The organism is Halomonas litopenaei (genome assembly GCF_003045775.1).
In the GTDB taxonomy this organism is placed as follows: domain Bacteria; phylum Pseudomonadota; class Gammaproteobacteria; order Pseudomonadales; family Halomonadaceae; genus Halomonas; species Halomonas litopenaei.
The window spans coordinates 211,219-225,832 of sequence record NZ_PXNS01000007.1 but is presented as its reverse complement, the minus strand read 5'-3'; the positions used below and the strand labels follow the sequence as shown (position 1 = coordinate 225,832).

General features: G+C 64.4%; 14 protein-coding genes and 1 tRNA gene. 12 read left to right on the top strand and 3 right to left on the bottom strand.

Annotated features, from left to right (window positions below; all coding sequences use genetic code 11):
• Positions 1-18: 18 nt before the first annotated feature.
• Positions 19-2,094 (bottom strand): carboxy terminal-processing peptidase, encoded by a 2,076-nt coding sequence (locus C6W88_RS14295; RefSeq protein WP_108132941.1) that lies wholly within the window; start codon positions 2,092-2,094, stop codon positions 19-21.
• A 173-nt stretch (positions 2,095-2,267) separates the two neighbouring features.
• Here C6W88_RS14295 and C6W88_RS14290 point away from each other — a divergent pair, with 173 nt between their 5' ends.
• Positions 2,268-3,599, top strand: coding sequence for a M18 family aminopeptidase (locus C6W88_RS14290; protein WP_108132940.1), 1,332 nt, complete (start codon positions 2,268-2,270; stop codon positions 3,597-3,599).
• Positions 3,600-3,763: 164 nt separating this feature from the next.
• Here the strand turns inward: C6W88_RS14290 and C6W88_RS14285 are convergent.
• A tRNA-Met gene (locus C6W88_RS14285) sits at positions 3,764-3,840 on the bottom strand.
• Positions 3,841-4,235: 395 nt separating this feature from the next.
• Here C6W88_RS14285 and C6W88_RS14280 point away from each other — a divergent pair.
• Genes C6W88_RS14280 through cybH form a run of 3 tightly spaced genes read left to right on the top strand, consistent with a single transcriptional unit; the run spans position 4,236 to position 7,938 of the window.
• Positions 4,236-5,330, top strand: a complete 1,095-nt coding sequence (locus C6W88_RS14280; protein ID WP_108132939.1) for a hydrogenase small subunit — start codon at positions 4,236-4,238, stop codon at positions 5,328-5,330.
• A complete protein-coding gene (locus tag C6W88_RS14275) occupies positions 5,330-7,144 on the top strand; it encodes a nickel-dependent hydrogenase large subunit (RefSeq protein WP_108132938.1) in 1,815 nt (604 codons plus the stop codon). Before C6W88_RS14280 ends, C6W88_RS14275 begins: the two co-directional genes overlap by 1 nt.
• Before the next feature lie 17 nt (positions 7,145-7,161).
• Positions 7,162-7,938 (top strand): Ni/Fe-hydrogenase, b-type cytochrome subunit, encoded by a 777-nt coding sequence (cybH, locus tag C6W88_RS14270; protein ID WP_108132937.1) that lies wholly within the window; start codon positions 7,162-7,164, stop codon positions 7,936-7,938.
• 396 nt (positions 7,939-8,334) lie between these two features.
• On the opposite strand, the gene C6W88_RS21400 is transcribed toward cybH, so the two are convergent.
• Positions 8,335-8,559, bottom strand: coding sequence for a hypothetical protein (locus tag C6W88_RS21400; RefSeq protein ID WP_146164668.1), 225 nt, complete (start codon positions 8,557-8,559; stop codon positions 8,335-8,337).
• Between the two features lie 155 nt (positions 8,560-8,714).
• Here C6W88_RS21400 and C6W88_RS14265 point away from each other — a divergent pair, with 155 nt between their 5' ends.
• The 8 genes from C6W88_RS14265 to hypB all read left to right on the top strand — a co-directional run bounded on the left by C6W88_RS14265 (position 8,715) and on the right by hypB (position 14,612).
• Complete coding sequence (locus tag C6W88_RS14265) at positions 8,715-9,485, top strand: hydrogenase maturation protease (protein WP_108132936.1); 771 nt, start codon at positions 8,715-8,717, stop codon at positions 9,483-9,485.
• A gap of 7 nt (positions 9,486-9,492) precedes the next feature.
• Positions 9,493-9,822 (top strand): HypC/HybG/HupF family hydrogenase formation chaperone, encoded by a 330-nt coding sequence (locus C6W88_RS14260; protein WP_108132935.1) that lies wholly within the window; start codon positions 9,493-9,495, stop codon positions 9,820-9,822.
• 82 nt (positions 9,823-9,904) lie between these two features.
• Positions 9,905-10,315 (top strand): thioredoxin domain-containing protein, encoded by a 411-nt coding sequence (locus tag C6W88_RS14255; RefSeq protein WP_108132934.1) that lies wholly within the window; start codon positions 9,905-9,907, stop codon positions 10,313-10,315.
• Entirely contained in the window at positions 10,312-11,166 is an 855-nt protein-coding gene (locus tag C6W88_RS14250) for a hydrogenase expression/formation protein (protein ID WP_108132933.1), read from the top strand. Before C6W88_RS14255 ends, C6W88_RS14250 begins: the two co-directional genes overlap by 4 nt.
• Positions 11,163-12,149 (top strand): [NiFe]-hydrogenase assembly chaperone HybE, encoded by a 987-nt coding sequence (locus C6W88_RS14245; protein ID WP_108132932.1) that lies wholly within the window; start codon positions 11,163-11,165, stop codon positions 12,147-12,149. Before C6W88_RS14250 ends, C6W88_RS14245 begins: the two co-directional genes overlap by 4 nt.
• On the top strand, positions 12,146-13,231 hold the full coding sequence (locus tag C6W88_RS14240) for an uptake hydrogenase HoxC (RefSeq protein WP_108132931.1): 1,086 nt from the start codon (positions 12,146-12,148) through the stop codon (positions 13,229-13,231). Before C6W88_RS14245 ends, C6W88_RS14240 begins: the two co-directional genes overlap by 4 nt.
• A complete protein-coding gene (gene hypA / locus C6W88_RS14235; RefSeq protein ID WP_108132930.1) occupies positions 13,219-13,560 on the top strand; it encodes a hydrogenase maturation nickel metallochaperone HypA in 342 nt (113 codons plus the stop codon). The genes C6W88_RS14240 and hypA overlap by 13 nt, the downstream gene beginning before the upstream one ends.
• Positions 13,560-14,612, top strand: a complete 1,053-nt coding sequence (gene hypB / locus C6W88_RS14230; RefSeq protein WP_108132929.1) for a hydrogenase nickel incorporation protein HypB — start codon at positions 13,560-13,562, stop codon at positions 14,610-14,612. The genes hypA and hypB overlap by 1 nt, the downstream gene beginning before the upstream one ends.
• Positions 14,613-14,614 lie beyond the last annotated feature (2 nt).

Genomic DNA, 14,614 nt, shown 5'->3' with positions numbered 1-14,614 from the left:
AGTCGTTTCTGTCGCTGCTTAGCCTTTTACCGCGTACTGCCAGCTCGGGCCGAGTTCGGCGAAGTCGAGCAGGATTTCCGCTGACTCCTCGACTTCGGCGCGGTCGACGGGCTGTTCCTCTTCGGTCTCTTCGTCGGCGAGGTCGGTGTCGTCGCCGCTTTCGCGGGCGTCGCCCCATTCTTCGAGGATGTCGAGGCCGAGGGCTTCGCGGCGCTCGTTTTCCAGTGCCAGCATTTCGGCATCCTGGGCGTCGGCTTCACGCTGACGCTGCTCTCGGTTCAGGCTGACGCTGGTGTGCTGCTCGCGCAGACGGCTCGCTAGCTCTGCCCGTTGTTCCAGGTAGTGGAAGTTGGGGTGCTCGTCGGCACGCTGCTGGTGGCGGGCGCGCAGGTCCTTCAGGTACTGGCGCGGGGTGCCGTAGCTGCGGTACTGGACGTCACGCACGGTGTCCCAGGGCAGGGCGTTGTCCAGCGCGCTCTCGCCGATGATCTCGGGGTCGAGCAGGCTCGGGTACATGATGTCCGGCTTCACGCCGCGGTTCTGGGTGCTCTCGCCAGAGATGCGGTAGAACTTGGCGCGGGTCAGCTTGATCTGGCCGTAGCTCAAGTCGTTGAGGGTCTGCACCGTGCCCTTGCCGAAGGTGTTGGAGCCGACGATCAGGCCGCGACCGTAGTCCTGGATGGCACCGGCGAAGATCTCCGAGGCCGAGGCGGACAGGCGGTTGACCAGCACCACCAGCGGGCCGTCATACAGGGTGCCGCTGTCGGTGTCGCCGTACAGGCTGATGCGGCCACGGGCGTCACGTACCTGCACGGTGGGGCCACGGTCGATGAACAGGCCGATCATCGAGTTGGCTTCCTGCAGCGCGCCGCCGCCGTTGTTGCGCAGGTCCAGCACGATGCCCTCGACGCCTTCGGCCTTGAGCTTCTCGACCTCGGCGGCGACGTCACGGGTGGTGGAGCGGTAGTTTTCCTCGCCGGCCTGCCAGGCGTCGAAGTCGACATAGAAGGCGGGCACCTCGATCACGCCGACCTTGTGCACGCCGTCTTCGCGCTGGATCTCGATGACTTCGCTGCTGGCCGCCTGATCCTCGAGCTTGACGGTGTCACGGGTGATGTCGACCACGGTGGAGCGGGTCATGTCCACGGCTTCGCCGGGCACCACCTCGAGGCGCACCTCGGAGCCCTTGGGCCCACGAATCAGTTCGACCACGTCGTCCAAGCGCATGCCGACCACGTTGACGATGTCTTCGCCTTCCTGGCCGACGCCGATGATGCGGTCGGCGGGCTTGAGCGCGCCGTCCTTCTCGGCCGGGCCACCGGGTACCAGGCTCGCGACCTTGACGTACTCGCCGTCGGCCTGGAGCAGGGCACCGATGCCTTCGAGCGAGAGGCGCATCTGGATGTCGAAGGACTCGCCCTGGCGCGGCGACAGGTATTCGGTGTGGGGGTCCACGGTACCGGTGGCAGCGGCCATGATCAGCCCGAACACGTCCTCGGCGTTGGTCTGCTCGAGGCGATGCTTCTGGGTCTCGTAGCGCTCGCGCAGGGTGTCGATGACCTCGTCGTCTTCCTGGCCGCTGATTGACAGCGTCAGGGCGGCGTTGGCCAGGCGCTTGCGCCACAAGTCGTCGAGGCTCGCCTGGGAGGCGGCCCAGGCGGCATCCTCGCGGTCGAGTTCGAGGCGGCCTTCGCCATTGAAGCTCATGTCGAGGTGGTCGATCTCCTCGAGCATCCACTCAAGACGCGCCTCGGCACGATCGTGGTAGCGCTCGTAGAGGTCGTAGGCCCGCTCCAGGGAGCCTTCGAGCATTGCCTCGTCCATGCCGGTACGCAGATCAGCGAACTCATCCACGTCGTCCTGCACGAAGTAGGCACGCTGGCCGTCCAGCACGTCCAGATAACGCTGGAAGGCGCGGTTGGACCATTGGTCGTCCAGCCTCACGTCCGCGTAGTGGCCGTAGCGTAGTGATTCGGCCACCTCCATGGCCGCCTGACGCTGGTCGTCGCCGGGCGTGGGAGTAGCCAGCGCCGTAGGGGCCGCGATCAGCAGGGACAGCGCCAGGGCGCGACCCGCAGACTCAATCAGGCTCATCAATGAAGCACTCCAGGATTCGTGTACACTCGTCGGTCTTACACCGACTCGGTCGGCGGGTCCCTTGGACCGGATTCGCATTGTAGCAGCTTGATGTCAATCCTTGACCCTTGCCGTTGTGCGATATTCAGGGTCAATCCTTCAACCACACTATCATGCAACAGAGGACGCCCATGTCACAGGAGTGCTTGCCAAAGGATGATGCCGGATGCGCCAAAAGGCTCAGTCGGCTGCTTGAGTTTCTGCACCGTTCCCCCAGCCCTTGGCACGCCACCGCGAACATGGCTAAACGGTTTGAGGACGCCGGCTACCGTCGCCTGTTGGAGACCGATAGCTGGGATTTGGTTCCCGGTGACCGCTTCTACGTGACCCGCAACGATTCTTCGATTATCGCCGTCAACCTGCCGAAGGGCCAGCCGGTCACCAGTCTGCGCATGGTCGGCGCCCATACCGACAGCCCCAATCTCAGGCTGAAGACCCACGCCGGCCAGACGTCTGCGGGCTGGCTGCAGCTTGGCGTGCAGGTCTACGGCGGGGCACTGCTTGCGCCCTGGTTCGACAGGGACCTGGGCCTGGCCGGGCGTCTGCATGTCCGTCACGCCGATGGGCGGGTCGAGGGTGTGTTGCTAAACGTCGCCGAGGCCATCGCCATCATTCCGAGCCTGGCCATCCACCTGGATCGTGAAGCCAATGACGGCAAGGCGATGAATGCCCAGACCCAGATGGCGCCGGTGGTGCTTCAGGGTGGCAAGGACGACGACCTCGATCGCCTGCTGCTGGCCTGGCTCGAAAAGGAGCACGGCCTGACCGGGGTAAAGGTGCTGGACTTCGAGCTGGGCTTCTATGACCTGCAGCCGCCGTCGCTGGTGGGCGTGGGCAAGGAATTGATCGCCAGCGCCCGCCTGGACAACCTTTTGTCCTGCTTTATTGGCCTGGAAGCGATGCTCGACGCCGACGGCGAACAGGGCATGGTGCTGGTCGCCAATGATCACGAAGAGGTGGGTAGCGCCAGCGCCTGTGGCGCCCAGGGTCCGTTCCTCGCCGATGTGCTCAAGCGCGTAAATGGCCAGGTCGGCGAGGGCACAGAGGAAGGCTATATCCGCTTGATCCAGTCCTCGCGGATGATCTCCTGCGACAACGCCCACGCGCTGCACCCGAACTTCAAGGACAAGCACGACGCCCAGCACGGCCCGAGCCTCAACGCTGGCCCGGTGATCAAGACCAACGCCAACCAGCGCTACGCCACCAACAGTGCCACGGCGGCCATGTTCCGTGATCTGTGCGAGCAAGCTCAGGTGCCGGTGCAGACCTTTATCACCCGGGCGGACATGGGTTGCGGCAGTACCATCGGCCCCATCACCGCAACGGAGCTGGGTGTGCCGACGCTGGACGTGGGGGTGCCCCAGTGGGCGATGCACTCGATCCGCGAGACCGCCGGCAGCCAGGACGTGGAACACCTGACCCGCGCGCTGACGGCCTTCTTTGACAGCGCCGAACTGGTGTAGGTCCAGCGCTCGCAGCACGCGCTGAAAGGCTGAAACGACGACAGAGCGCCTGGCGGGCAACAACCGCCAGGCGCTCTGTTTTTTCTGTGTCGGTGTTGAACCGTTGTAAAGGAAGGCGCAACAAAAAGGCCCGTCGATCGATGATCGACGGGCCTTTCGGTATCTGGTGGCTACGCCCTGACTCGAACAGGGGACCCCATCATTATGAGTGATGTGCTCTAACCAACTGAGCTACGTAGCCTTTGGATGGCGCCGTATTCTACGGATTCGCTGCTTGTTGTCAAGCACTTGGCGCCGTGTAGGCCACGGCAGCGACAGCGCAGCGCGCTGGAAAGCCGGCTACCACCTGTGTGCCGTGTAGCGCGAGTTCTGTGCTGCCGTGACGGAGGTCGCTGGAAAGGGCGCTACCGCCATGTGGTCGTCAGGTGCGCCAAGTGTTTGAAAAGACGTGCTCCCCGCAATCTGGCACGGGCCTTGCCCCGTATATAAGGGAAACAACAACAGGCGATCTGGATGGCCTGGCGCGCAGGCCTTGAGTCGGCTTTCGTCCTTGGCCGTATCGAGGGTAGGCCGCCTCCAGATCAGGGGATCACGCCGGTGGCGAGATCCAGGACCACGACAGGGGAGTCGTTGCCGATGGAGCCCATCGAAACCTTCTACGACGTGATGCGGCGACAGGGGGTCACGCGTCGCTCATTTCTGAAGTTCTGTTCACTGACGGCGGCGGCGCTGGGACTCGGGCCTGCCTACACCGCCAAGATCGCCCACGCCATGGAGACCAAGCCGCGCACGCCGGTGATCTGGGTGCACGGGCTCGAGTGCACCTGCTGCTCGGAGTCGTTCATCCGCTCGGCCCATCCGCTGGTCAAGGACGTGGTGCTGTCGATGATCTCGCTGGACTACGACGACACCCTGATGGCGGCGGCGGGGCATCAGGCCGAGGCCGCCCTGGCCGACACCATCGAGCGCTACAAGGGCAACTATATCCTGGCGGTGGAGGGCAATCCCCCGCTCAACGAGGACGGCATGTTCTGCATCGTTGGTGGGCGGCCCTTCGTCGACCAGCTGCGCGAGACCGCCGAGCACGCCAAGGCGGTGATCTCCTGGGGCTCCTGTGCAAGCCACGGCTGTGTCCAGGCGGCGCGCCCCAATCCCACCCGGGCGACTCCGGTGCACAAGGTCATCACCGACAAGCCGATCATCAAGGTGCCGGGCTGTCCGCCGATCGCCGAGGTCATGACCGGGGTCATCACCTATATGCTGACCTTCGACCGGCTGCCGGAGCTCGACCGCACCGGCCGGCCCAAGATGTTCTATTCCGAGCGCATCCACGACAAGTGCTACCGCCGGCCACACTTCGACGCCGGCCAGTTCGTCGAGTCCTTCGATGACGAGGGCGCCCGTCGCGGCTACTGCCTGTACAAGGTGGGCTGCAAGGGCCCGACCACCTACAACGCCTGTTCGACCATCCGCTGGAACGAGGGCGTGAGCTTCCCGATCCAGGCCGGCCACGGCTGTATCGGCTGCTCCGAAGACGGTTTCTGGGACAAGGGCTCCTGGTACGCCCGGCTGCAGGACGTGCACCAGTTCGGCATCGAGGCCAACGCCGACCAGATCGGCGGCGTTGTAGCCACCGGGGTGGGCGGTGCGGTGGCGGTCCACGCCGCCGTCAGCGCCTTGAAACGGGCGCAGGTCAAGCGCCAGTCGTCAGCCAACAGGGAGGAAGCCTGATGACGCAGATCAACACCCCTAACGGGTTCAATCTGGACAGAAGCGGACGGCGTATCGTCGTCGACCCGGTGACCCGCATCGAGGGGCATATGCGCTGCGAGGTCAACGTGGATGACAACAACATCATCCGCAACGCGGTGTCCACCGGCACCATGTGGCGCGGGCTCGAGGTCATCCTCAAGGGCCGTGACCCGCGCGACGCCTGGGCCTTTGTCGAGCGCATCTGCGGTGTCTGCACCGGCTGTCATGCGCTGGCCTCGGTGCGCGCGGTGGAGGACGCACTCGACATCCGCATCCCGCGCAACGCTCACCTGATCCGCGAGATGATGGCCAAGGTGCTGCAGTGGCACGACCACGTGGTGCACTTCTACCACCTGCACGCGCTGGACTGGGTCAACCCGGTCAATGCGCTGAGGGCCGATCCGCGGGCGACGTCGCAACTGCAGCAGTTGACCGGCCCCAACCATCCGCTGTCGTCGCCGGGCTATTTTCGCGACGTGCAGAATCGTCTGAAGACCTTTATCGAGTCGGGGCAGCTTGGGCTTTTCAAGAACGGCTACTGGGACAACCCCGCCTACCGGCTGTCGCCGGAGGCGGACCTGATGGCGACCGCTCACTATCTCGAGGCGCTGGACCTGCAGAAGGAGATCGTCAAGGTCCACACCGTGTTCGGCGGCAAGAACCCCCACCCCAACTACATGGTCGGCGGGGTGCCCTGCGCCATCAATATCGACGGCGACCTGGCGGCCGGGGCGCCGCTCAACATGGAGCGGCTCAACTTCGTGCGTGCGCGTATGGAGGAAGCCTTCGCCTTCTCCAGGAACGTCTATATCCCCGACGTTATCGCCATCGCCAGCTTCTACAAGGGCTGGTTGTATGGCGGGGGACTGTCCGCCACCAACGTGATGGACTACGGCGACTACTCCAAGGTCAACTACGACAAGTCCACCGACCAGCTCAAGGGGGGCGCCATCCTCGGCGGCAACTGGAACGAGATCCACGAGGTGGACCCCACCGACCCCGAGCAGATCCAGGAGTTTGTGGCCCATTCCTGGTACCGCTACGCCGACGAGTCCCGTGGCCTGCACCCCTGGGACGGCGAGACCGAGCACCACTACGAACTGGGCCAGGGCACCGTCGGTACCCGCACCCGGATCGAGGAGATCGACGAGGCCGCCAAGTACTCCTGGATCAAGTCGCCACGCTGGCGTGGCCACGCCATGGAGGTGGGACCGCTGTCGCGCTACATCCTCAATTACGCCCAGGGCAATGACTTCGTGATCGACCAGGTGGACTCGTCGCTGGCCGCCCTCAATCAGCTCGCCGGCACCCGTCTGACGCCGAAGCAGGCGCTGCCGACCACCATCGGCCGTACCCTGGCCCGCGCCCTGGAAGCCCACTACTGCGCGTCCATGATGCTCGATGACTGGCATGAGCTGATCGCTAACATCCGCGCCGGTGACCTGGCTACCGCCAATATCGAGAAGTGGGACCCGGCGTCCTGGCCCCAGGAGGCTCGCGGTGTCGGCATGGTCGCCGCACCCCGGGGCATGAACGGCCACTGGATCCGCATCAAGGATGGCAAGATCGAGAACTACCAGTGCATCGTGCCGACCACCTGGAACGGCAGCCCGCGGGATCCGGAGGGCAACATCGGCGCCTTCGAGGCGTCACTGCTGAATACGCCCATGGAGCGGCCGGACGAGCCGGTGGAGATCCTGCGCACGCTGCATTCCTTCGATCCGTGCCTGGCCTGTTCCACCCACGTGATGAGCGAAGACGGTGAAGAGCTGTCTCGCGTCACCGTCAGATAGCCGGGGGAGGGTGTCCCATGTCCCATGACTCGAAAGCGTCACCTGCTGCAACGGCCAGCCCGGAGGACCCTCAGGCTGGCAAGCTTGGCCCCGGGGAGGAACGGGTGCTGCCTTCCTCGGTCAAGCAGACCTCGGTCTACGTCTATGAGGCGCCGTTGCGGCTGTGGCACTGGACCAACGCGGCGGCCATCCTGGTGCTGATCGTCACCGGCTACTTTATCGGCAAGCCGCTGCCGACGGTGTCAGGTGAGGCCAGCGATCACTTTGTGATGGGCTATATCCGCTTTGCCCACTTTACTGCGGGCTACATCCTGGCGATCGGTTTTATGTTTCGCTTCTACTGGTCGCTGGTTGGCAATCACCACGCCAAGCAGCTGTTTCGCTTGCCGTTGCACCGTCGTGACTGGTGGCGTGAGGTGTGGTTCGAGCTTCGCTGGTACCTGTTTCTGGAGAAGCGCCCGCGCAAGTACGTGGGCCACAACCCGCTGGCGCAGTTGGCGATGTTCATCTTCATCACCCTCGGCACGCTGTTCATGATCGTGACCGGAATGGCGCTCTACGCCGAAGGTGCCCTGCGTGGCAGTTGGCAGGACACGCTGTTCGGCTGGGTCATCCCGCTGGTGGGCCAGAGCCTGGACGTGCATACCCTGCATCGTCTCGGCATGTGGGTGATGATCACCTTCATTATCATCCATGTGTACGTGGCGATACGCGAGGACATCATGTCCCGCCAGAGCATCGTCTCGACCATGATCTCAGGGGAGCGCACCTTCAAGGACGACGACCCTTTGTAGTGAGTTGTCGCTGCTCGCCGTGACTTGTCATAGCTCGCAGTTGCTCGCAGTTGCTCGTTAGCCCTGTCGTTGAAGGGCGTAAGCGCTGACCGTTGGCGCCGGAGGCTTCACCGAGAATATCGGTGAGGTCTCCGGCGCTTTTTGTTGGCGTTCAGGGAGGTTGGCGAGGCGCGTGCATAGGCCGGTGGGGGAGGCATCTTGGTCGGGCATTAATCAGGTAATCACAAATCACCTTTTGAAACGTTGTTGCCCGGTGTTTTATGAGAAAGATTCTCTTTGAATCGGAGGTTATTGGACTTTTGTAGGGTTATATACCATGTGGATGTGCCGAAACGATGGGCATGTTTTTTATTGAAAGGTGGCGGCGTTATTCTGCGGAAATCGTCGAGGTTTTTTTCAGGTCATCGTGGATATGTGCATGTAAGTGGCTGCTGTAGTGTAAAAAAACGCTTTCGCATATGCCATGGGTGGCGCAGGTGGAAGCGTTTTCGGCATTTTTTTGGCGGCCTGTTTGTCGGTGTCTTGTTTTTCGGTGCCTAGTTTGTCGTTGTCTTGTTTTTCGGCGTCTTTTTTTCGGTGATCAAGGCGCTTCGTGGCTGGCCTTTGGATTTCATGCTGCATCTTGATGTTTTTATGGCGAATGCATCCAGGACTCAGACGAAGATCGAGCCGTTGAAAGAGGCGAAGAAAGAACAAGGAAAGAACGAAGAACGAGATGCAGGATAAAGCCAACTAAAGTAGCGCAGGCAGATATTCGGCGCAGCGAAGGAGCCGGCATGAAGACAGATGATCACGAGGCGACGCCATCGATTCTGGTGCTGGGTATCGGCAATGTGCTGTGGGCCGACGAGGGTTTCGGAGTCCGCGCAGTGGAGGCGCTTCACCAGCGCTATACGTTTGCCGAGGCGGTGACCGTGATGGATGGCGGGACCCAGGGACTCTACCTGTTGCCCTACGTGCAGTCCTGTGAGTGCCTGCTGGTCATCGATGCCATCGACTACGGCCTGGCCCCGGGCAGTGTGCATGTGGTGCGCGATGACGCGGTGCCGAGTTTCATGGGCGCCAAGAAGATGTCGCTGCACCAGACCGGCTTTCAGGAGGTGCTGGCGGCGGCGCAGCTGCTCTGCTGGCAGCCACAGCGGGTGATGCTGGTCGGTGTTCAGCCCTCGGTGCTGGACGATTATGGCGGCTCGCTGCGACCGGAGATCGCCGCGCGAATCGACGAGGTGATCCGCCTGGTGGTCGATGAGCTGGCGTCCTGGGGCGCCAGGCCCCAACTTCGCTCTCAACAGAGCCCCGAACACGGCTCTCAACACAGCCCCGGATACAGCCGCGATCACCAGGCCCCCATCGCCGAACTGGCGCCTTCGGCTCTCGCCCTTCACCACTACGAAAACATGCGTCCCTCGCCCCGCGAGGCCTGCCGTGTGGGTGATCCGCGCTTTCTGGCGAGGGACCTTGGCCATCCTGACGGGGCGCACGGCGACCCGTCTCGCGAGGCGGGAAGCGAGCGGGATGGTGTTACCGAAAGCCCTGTAAAGGAGTAGCCGCGATATGTGCATTGGCATTCCCATGCGGGTGCTTGAGGTCAGCGGGACGCTCGCCATCTGTGTCAGCGACGGGGCAGAGAATCGACAAGAGGTCGATATTTCCCTGGTCGAGGCGGTGAGCCCCGGCGATTGGCTGCTGGTATTTCTGGGAGCGGCGCGCCGGGTGCTGGAGGCCGATGAGGCGCTGCGCATCAGCGATGCGTTAAAGGCCATGGCCATGGCGGCCGAGGGAGGGATGGTCGAGGCGGGACTGTTTGCAGACCTGGAGCAGGGTGAACCCCGCCTGCCGCCGCATCTGGAGGCGGCGCGCAAGGCGGGTGCCTCCACCGGGTGAGTACGCCACGGGTGACAACGCAAGCGGGTGATCGACAACACAAGCGAGTGAGCGACAAGTGAGCGACAAGGGAGTCACGCCAATGACGGGGCCATTGCACCGGCTGATCAATGAACTGGACTATCCCTGCCTCGCCGGGGAGAAACTGGCGGCCTTCGTGACGGGGCCAGGCGCCCGGGTGCTGTTTCTCAGTGGCGATCCGGCCACCAACCTCGAGACCAACGATGTGGCCGCCATTCTGCCGGAGCTGGTCAAGGCCTTCCCGGGGCGCTTCAAGTCCGCGGTGGTGGATCGCGCGGAAGAAGACGCCACCCGCGAACGCTTTCAGGTGTGGCCGGTGCCTTCACTGCTGTTTTTCCAGGACGGGCGGATGACCGGTGTGATCTCGAAGGTGCGCGACTGGGACGACTACCTTGGCGAGATCCACGCCATTCTGCAAGGGACGTCTGCCAGCGCCAATATCATCGCTCGCGACGGGAGTGTTCGAACATGACCCAGGGATTCATGCCGTCATCGCCGGGTATCGGGCCTGGCAGCCAGCCCGAGGAGGCCGTGCTCGATTACCTGCCGATGCCATCGGGAATGAGCACCTTTCAGCCGAGCTTTCCCGAGGTGGAGGACCCCGAGCGCATCCGGCCGGCGCTGGATGCCCTCAGCGCTCTGGCCGACAGGGCCGCCCAGTGGACGCCGGAGGGCGGCAACCTGATGGTCGAGCTGCCGTCGCTAGATGCCGAGAATCGCAAGGCGCTGGCCGATGCGCTCGGCGAGGGTGAGGTCGCGATCAAGGTGGGTGGCACTGGTACCGGTGCTGGCGCCGTCGAGATTCAGGAGTCGGTCTTCGCCGGTCTGTGGCGGGTGACCTCCCGTGACGTGGATCACGCCTCGGGCAGTGTGCGGGAACATATCGAGATCGGCGTGGTGCCCCTGGCGGTGGGGCAATGCCGCCAGCAGCGCATCTTCTGCCCGCCGGAGGCCGGCCAGGGTGTGGTCAACGGACCCTTTATCATCTCGGAGCTGATCGAGCGCTGCGAGGAGCGTGTCCCGGGTGGCGAGCCTTATGCCATCAACCTGTCGCTGTTGCCCCATACCCCGGAGGATCTGGCCTATCTGGACGAGGCGCTGGGTCGGGGCGAGGTCACCATCCTGTCGCGGGGCTACGGCAACTGTCGTATCGACAGCACCGCCCTCGATCACGTCTGGCGGGTGCGCTACTTCAATTCCCAGGACTCGCTGATTCTGGACGTCATCGAAGTCTCCGATGTGCCCGAGGTGGCCTGCGCGGCGGCCGAAGACATCGCCGATTCGGTGATTCGACTCAAGCAGGTAGTGGAGGCGATGGCGTGACGGCACGATTCGAAGGTTCGTTTCTCGGAGACCTGGCGCGTCTGGACGACGACGCCCGGCTCGAGTGCAAGATCTGCTGGTACTGCTATGACCCCGCCGTCGGTGACGCCGTCCGTCAGGTCGAGCCGGGGACGCCGTTCTCGGCGCTGCCCCAGGACTGGCGCTGCCCCCAGTGTGACGGTGAGCGCAACCAGTTTATGGTACTGGATGGTCGGCAGGGCGTCGGGGGGGCGGCCGCCGCGCCCGCCGCACTCGCCACACCCGCCGGGGCTGCGACGGCGGATATGGGCGCCGTCAAGCGACTGGTCGAGACCTTTCGCGAGATCCAGACCACCGGCATGAAGGATTCCCCCTTCAACAATCTGTCGCTGCACGTCGAGGCGGTGGGGTTTATCCCCTGGGAGGGCGGGCTGCTGGGCATCCTGGTCGCGCCCTGGCTGATGAATCTGGTGGTGATCCCAGGTCCCGATGACGACGTCCAGTGCCTGCGTCCCGGTGACAAGCGGGTCTACTCCTTTGCCTCCGGCGACTACGAATTCATCTTCAATACCCGGGTGCCGGTGGGCGCCTTCCTGGCCTGTTCGCTGTTTTCCGACATGAGCGAGTTTGCAAGCCAGGCTTACGCCACCGAGGTGGCGCGTGCCGCCATGGAGGCGCTGTTCGATCCGGCCCACCGTGCCGAGACGGATCGCCACGCGGATATCGCCGCGCTGAGCGTGGCCGGGGAGGAGGGTATCGCCGGGGCAGATGCTGACGCTGACGCGGAGGCTGAAAGCACCGCGGCGCCCTCGGCCGACCCCGAACCCCTAGGCAGCGGTGGCGAAGCTGGCGTAAGCCAGTGGTCACCCCCGGCGCCTGGGCTCGAGTCTCGGCGAGACTTCCTGACCGGGCGCACGTCGGGCACCACTGCCGGCACCAAAGCCGTCTCCAGCAGCGGAGCGTCCTTGGATTCTGCGCCAGGGGACGAGGACGAGTCGTCATGATGCCGACGCTGATCATCAGTCACGGCCACAACCCCGGGGGCGAGTCGGGGTTTCGCGTGAGTCAGCGAGGACGGATGCCGACCCAGTGGCTGATCGATCGAAATCGTCACGAGGCCATGACCATGGTGGGGTGTCTCTACAACCTGTGCGCCGCCGCCCAGAGCGCAGCGGCGGCCAAGGCCATGGACCTGCCGCTTGCCCCTGACTGCCACCGCAATATCCAGCTCGAGACGCTGCGCGAGCATGGCCTGGTCATGCTGCGGGACTGGCCGGGGGTGCTGGGGATGGCGATGGATGCCGACTCCCTGAAGGGGCTGGCGGGGCTTTCGCTGACCACGCTGGAGGTGCTGGAGGCGCGGGTGTTCGCCGGTCCGGCCGAGCGCGCACTGGAGGATATCGAGGCGTGGCTTGAGCGAGCGCCGAGTCGGCCCGCCGAGGTGTTGCGCCAGGTCGCCGACTGGCCGCGGGAGTTCGGGAGAATCGCTGTGGCGGACGACCCCACCTTCGTGGGTCGCGTGGCCGGGCATGCGTCGCTAGGCGGCGTCATCGCGCGGGATGGTTGGAGCCTGTATGCGCGGATGCTGGCGCGGGTGGTGGAGGTGGCGCAGTTGATACTTGCGCTGCGCGCCGGCGCTGGCAACTGCACCGCTGGGGAAAGCAGCGATGCCGGCAAGCCACGCTGCGGGCGCGCCGCCGATGGCAGTGGCTGGGCCGAGGCCGCCCGGGGACGCCTGGTGCATCGGGTGGCGTGCCGGGACGACCGGGTCGTCGACTACCACATCATCACCCCGACCGATGCCATGCTCGATGGTGCTGTCGGCCCCGATGGCGAGCGGCAACAGGGCTTTCTTTCCCGCTTGCTGGAATCCGCCCACGGCCAGGGCGAGTGCCATGGCTACAGTCATGGCCTCAGTGATGGCGACAACCGGGCCCGGCAGCGGGTGGCGATGGCGCTGAGCTGTGCTGATCCCTGTCTGCCGGTGGTGTGGCAGGAGTTGAGTGAAGCGCTGTGCCAGGCGCCTTCGCAGGCGCCGTGCCGGAAGGCAGGGCCGCCAGGGGGGAGGTCATCATGCACGAATTGAGCCTGTGTCAGAGCATCGTCGAACTGATCGAGGAGCAGGCCAGCGTCCAGGCGTTCGAGAAGGTGACCCGGGTGTGTCTCGAGATCGGGGCCTTGTCCTGCGTCGAGCCCGAGGCCCTGGCGTTCGGTTTCGATCTGTCCACCCGTGGCTCCGTCGCCGAAGGGGCGACGCTGGATATCGTCAACATACCGGCCACGGCCTGGTGTTTCGGTTGCAATCGCACGGTGGATATTGCCCAGCGTGGCGACGATTGCCCCCTGTGTTCCAGCGCCCGTCTGCACGTGACCGGCGGAGAGGAACTTCGCGTCAAGGAACTGGAGGTTGTCTGATGTGTACCGTCTGCGGATGCGCCGAAAGCGGTGACCAGAGTCACGCCCATCATCACGAGCATGCTCATTCCCACGAGCACGCTCATTCCCACGCTCACCCTCACGACCACGAGCACACTCATCCCCACCACCACGGGCATTCTCACTCTCACGAGCACGCCCACTCTCATTCCCACGATCACGAGCACGCTCACGCTCATTCCCACGAGCACGCCCACGGCGACTCTCATGACCATGCCCACCCTCATGATCATGCCCAGGTGCATGGCCCTGCAGGGCACGCTACCGAGGTGAGTCTGGACTGTGGCGCAGGCCCCGCCGGGGTCGAGGTGGCGGGGATGTCGCAACGCCGTCTGGTAGAGATCGAGACCAACATCCTGGCCCGCAATGACGCCATCGCCGAGGGCAATCGTCAGCGCCTCGAGGCCGACGGCGTGCTGGCGCTGAATCTGGTGTCGAGCCCGGGTTCCGGCAAGACCACGCTGCTGGTGGACACCATCCGTCGGCTCGGTGCCGAGGGGATGGCGGTGATCGAGGGCGACCAGCAGACCGCCAATGACGCCCGGCGCATTCGCGAGACCGGGGTGCCGGCGCTGCAGGTCAATACCGGCAAGGGCTGCCATCTCGACGCCTCCATGGTCGAACGGGCGCTGCCCCAGGTAAGTCCGCCCGGGCTTGGCCTGTTGTTTATCGAGAATGTGGGCAACCTGGTGTGTCCGGCGGGCTTCGATCTGGGCGAGGACGCCAAGGTGGTGATCCTGTCGGTGACCGAAGGCGAGGACAAGCCGCTCAAGTACCCGCACATGTTCGCCGCCGCCTCACTGATGCTGCTGAGCAAGGTCGATCTGGCGCCCCATGTCGACTTCGACATGGACGCCTGCGAAGCCTACGCCCGTCGGATCAATCCAGAACTCGAGATCCTGCGGCTGTCGGCCACCAGCGGTGAGGGCATGGACGCCTGGCTCGACTGGATCGACGCACGCCGTGAGGCGCTCAGGCAGCGCGCCTTGAGCCGGGCGCGCCAGCACCTTGCCATGCTTGAGCAGCGCTAGGG

Bases quoted from the DNA above. Each gene is read 5' to 3' on its own strand.
- C6W88_RS14295 (WP_108132941.1), bottom strand. From the start codon at position 2,094: ATGAGCCTGATTGAGTCTGCGGGTCGCGCCCTGGCGCTGTCCCTGCTG.
- C6W88_RS14260 (WP_108132935.1), top strand. From the start codon at position 9,493: ATGTGCATTGGCATTCCCATGCGGGTGCTTGAGGTCAGCGGGACGCTC.
- cybH (WP_108132937.1), top strand. From the start codon at position 7,162: ATGTCCCATGACTCGAAAGCGTCACCTGCTGCAACGGCCAGCCCGGAG.
- C6W88_RS14250 (WP_108132933.1), top strand. From the start codon at position 10,312: ATGACCCAGGGATTCATGCCGTCATCGCCGGGTATCGGGCCTGGCAGC.
- C6W88_RS14290 (WP_108132940.1), top strand. From the start codon at position 2,268: ATGTCACAGGAGTGCTTGCCAAAGGATGATGCCGGATGCGCCAAAAGG.
- C6W88_RS14265 (WP_108132936.1), top strand. From the start codon at position 8,715: ATGAAGACAGATGATCACGAGGCGACGCCATCGATTCTGGTGCTGGGT.
- hypA (WP_108132930.1), top strand. From the start codon at position 13,219: ATGCACGAATTGAGCCTGTGTCAGAGCATCGTCGAACTGATCGAGGAG.
- C6W88_RS14240 (WP_108132931.1), top strand. From the start codon at position 12,146: ATGATGCCGACGCTGATCATCAGTCACGGCCACAACCCCGGGGGCGAG.
- C6W88_RS21400 (WP_146164668.1), bottom strand. From the start codon at position 8,559: ATGCAGCATGAAATCCAAAGGCCAGCCACGAAGCGCCTTGATCACCGA.
- C6W88_RS14275 (WP_108132938.1), top strand. From the start codon at position 5,330: ATGACGCAGATCAACACCCCTAACGGGTTCAATCTGGACAGAAGCGGA.
- C6W88_RS14280 (WP_108132939.1), top strand. From the start codon at position 4,236: ATGGAGCCCATCGAAACCTTCTACGACGTGATGCGGCGACAGGGGGTC.
- hypB (WP_108132929.1), top strand. From the start codon at position 13,560: ATGTGTACCGTCTGCGGATGCGCCGAAAGCGGTGACCAGAGTCACGCC.
- C6W88_RS14255 (WP_108132934.1), top strand. From the start codon at position 9,905: ATGACGGGGCCATTGCACCGGCTGATCAATGAACTGGACTATCCCTGC.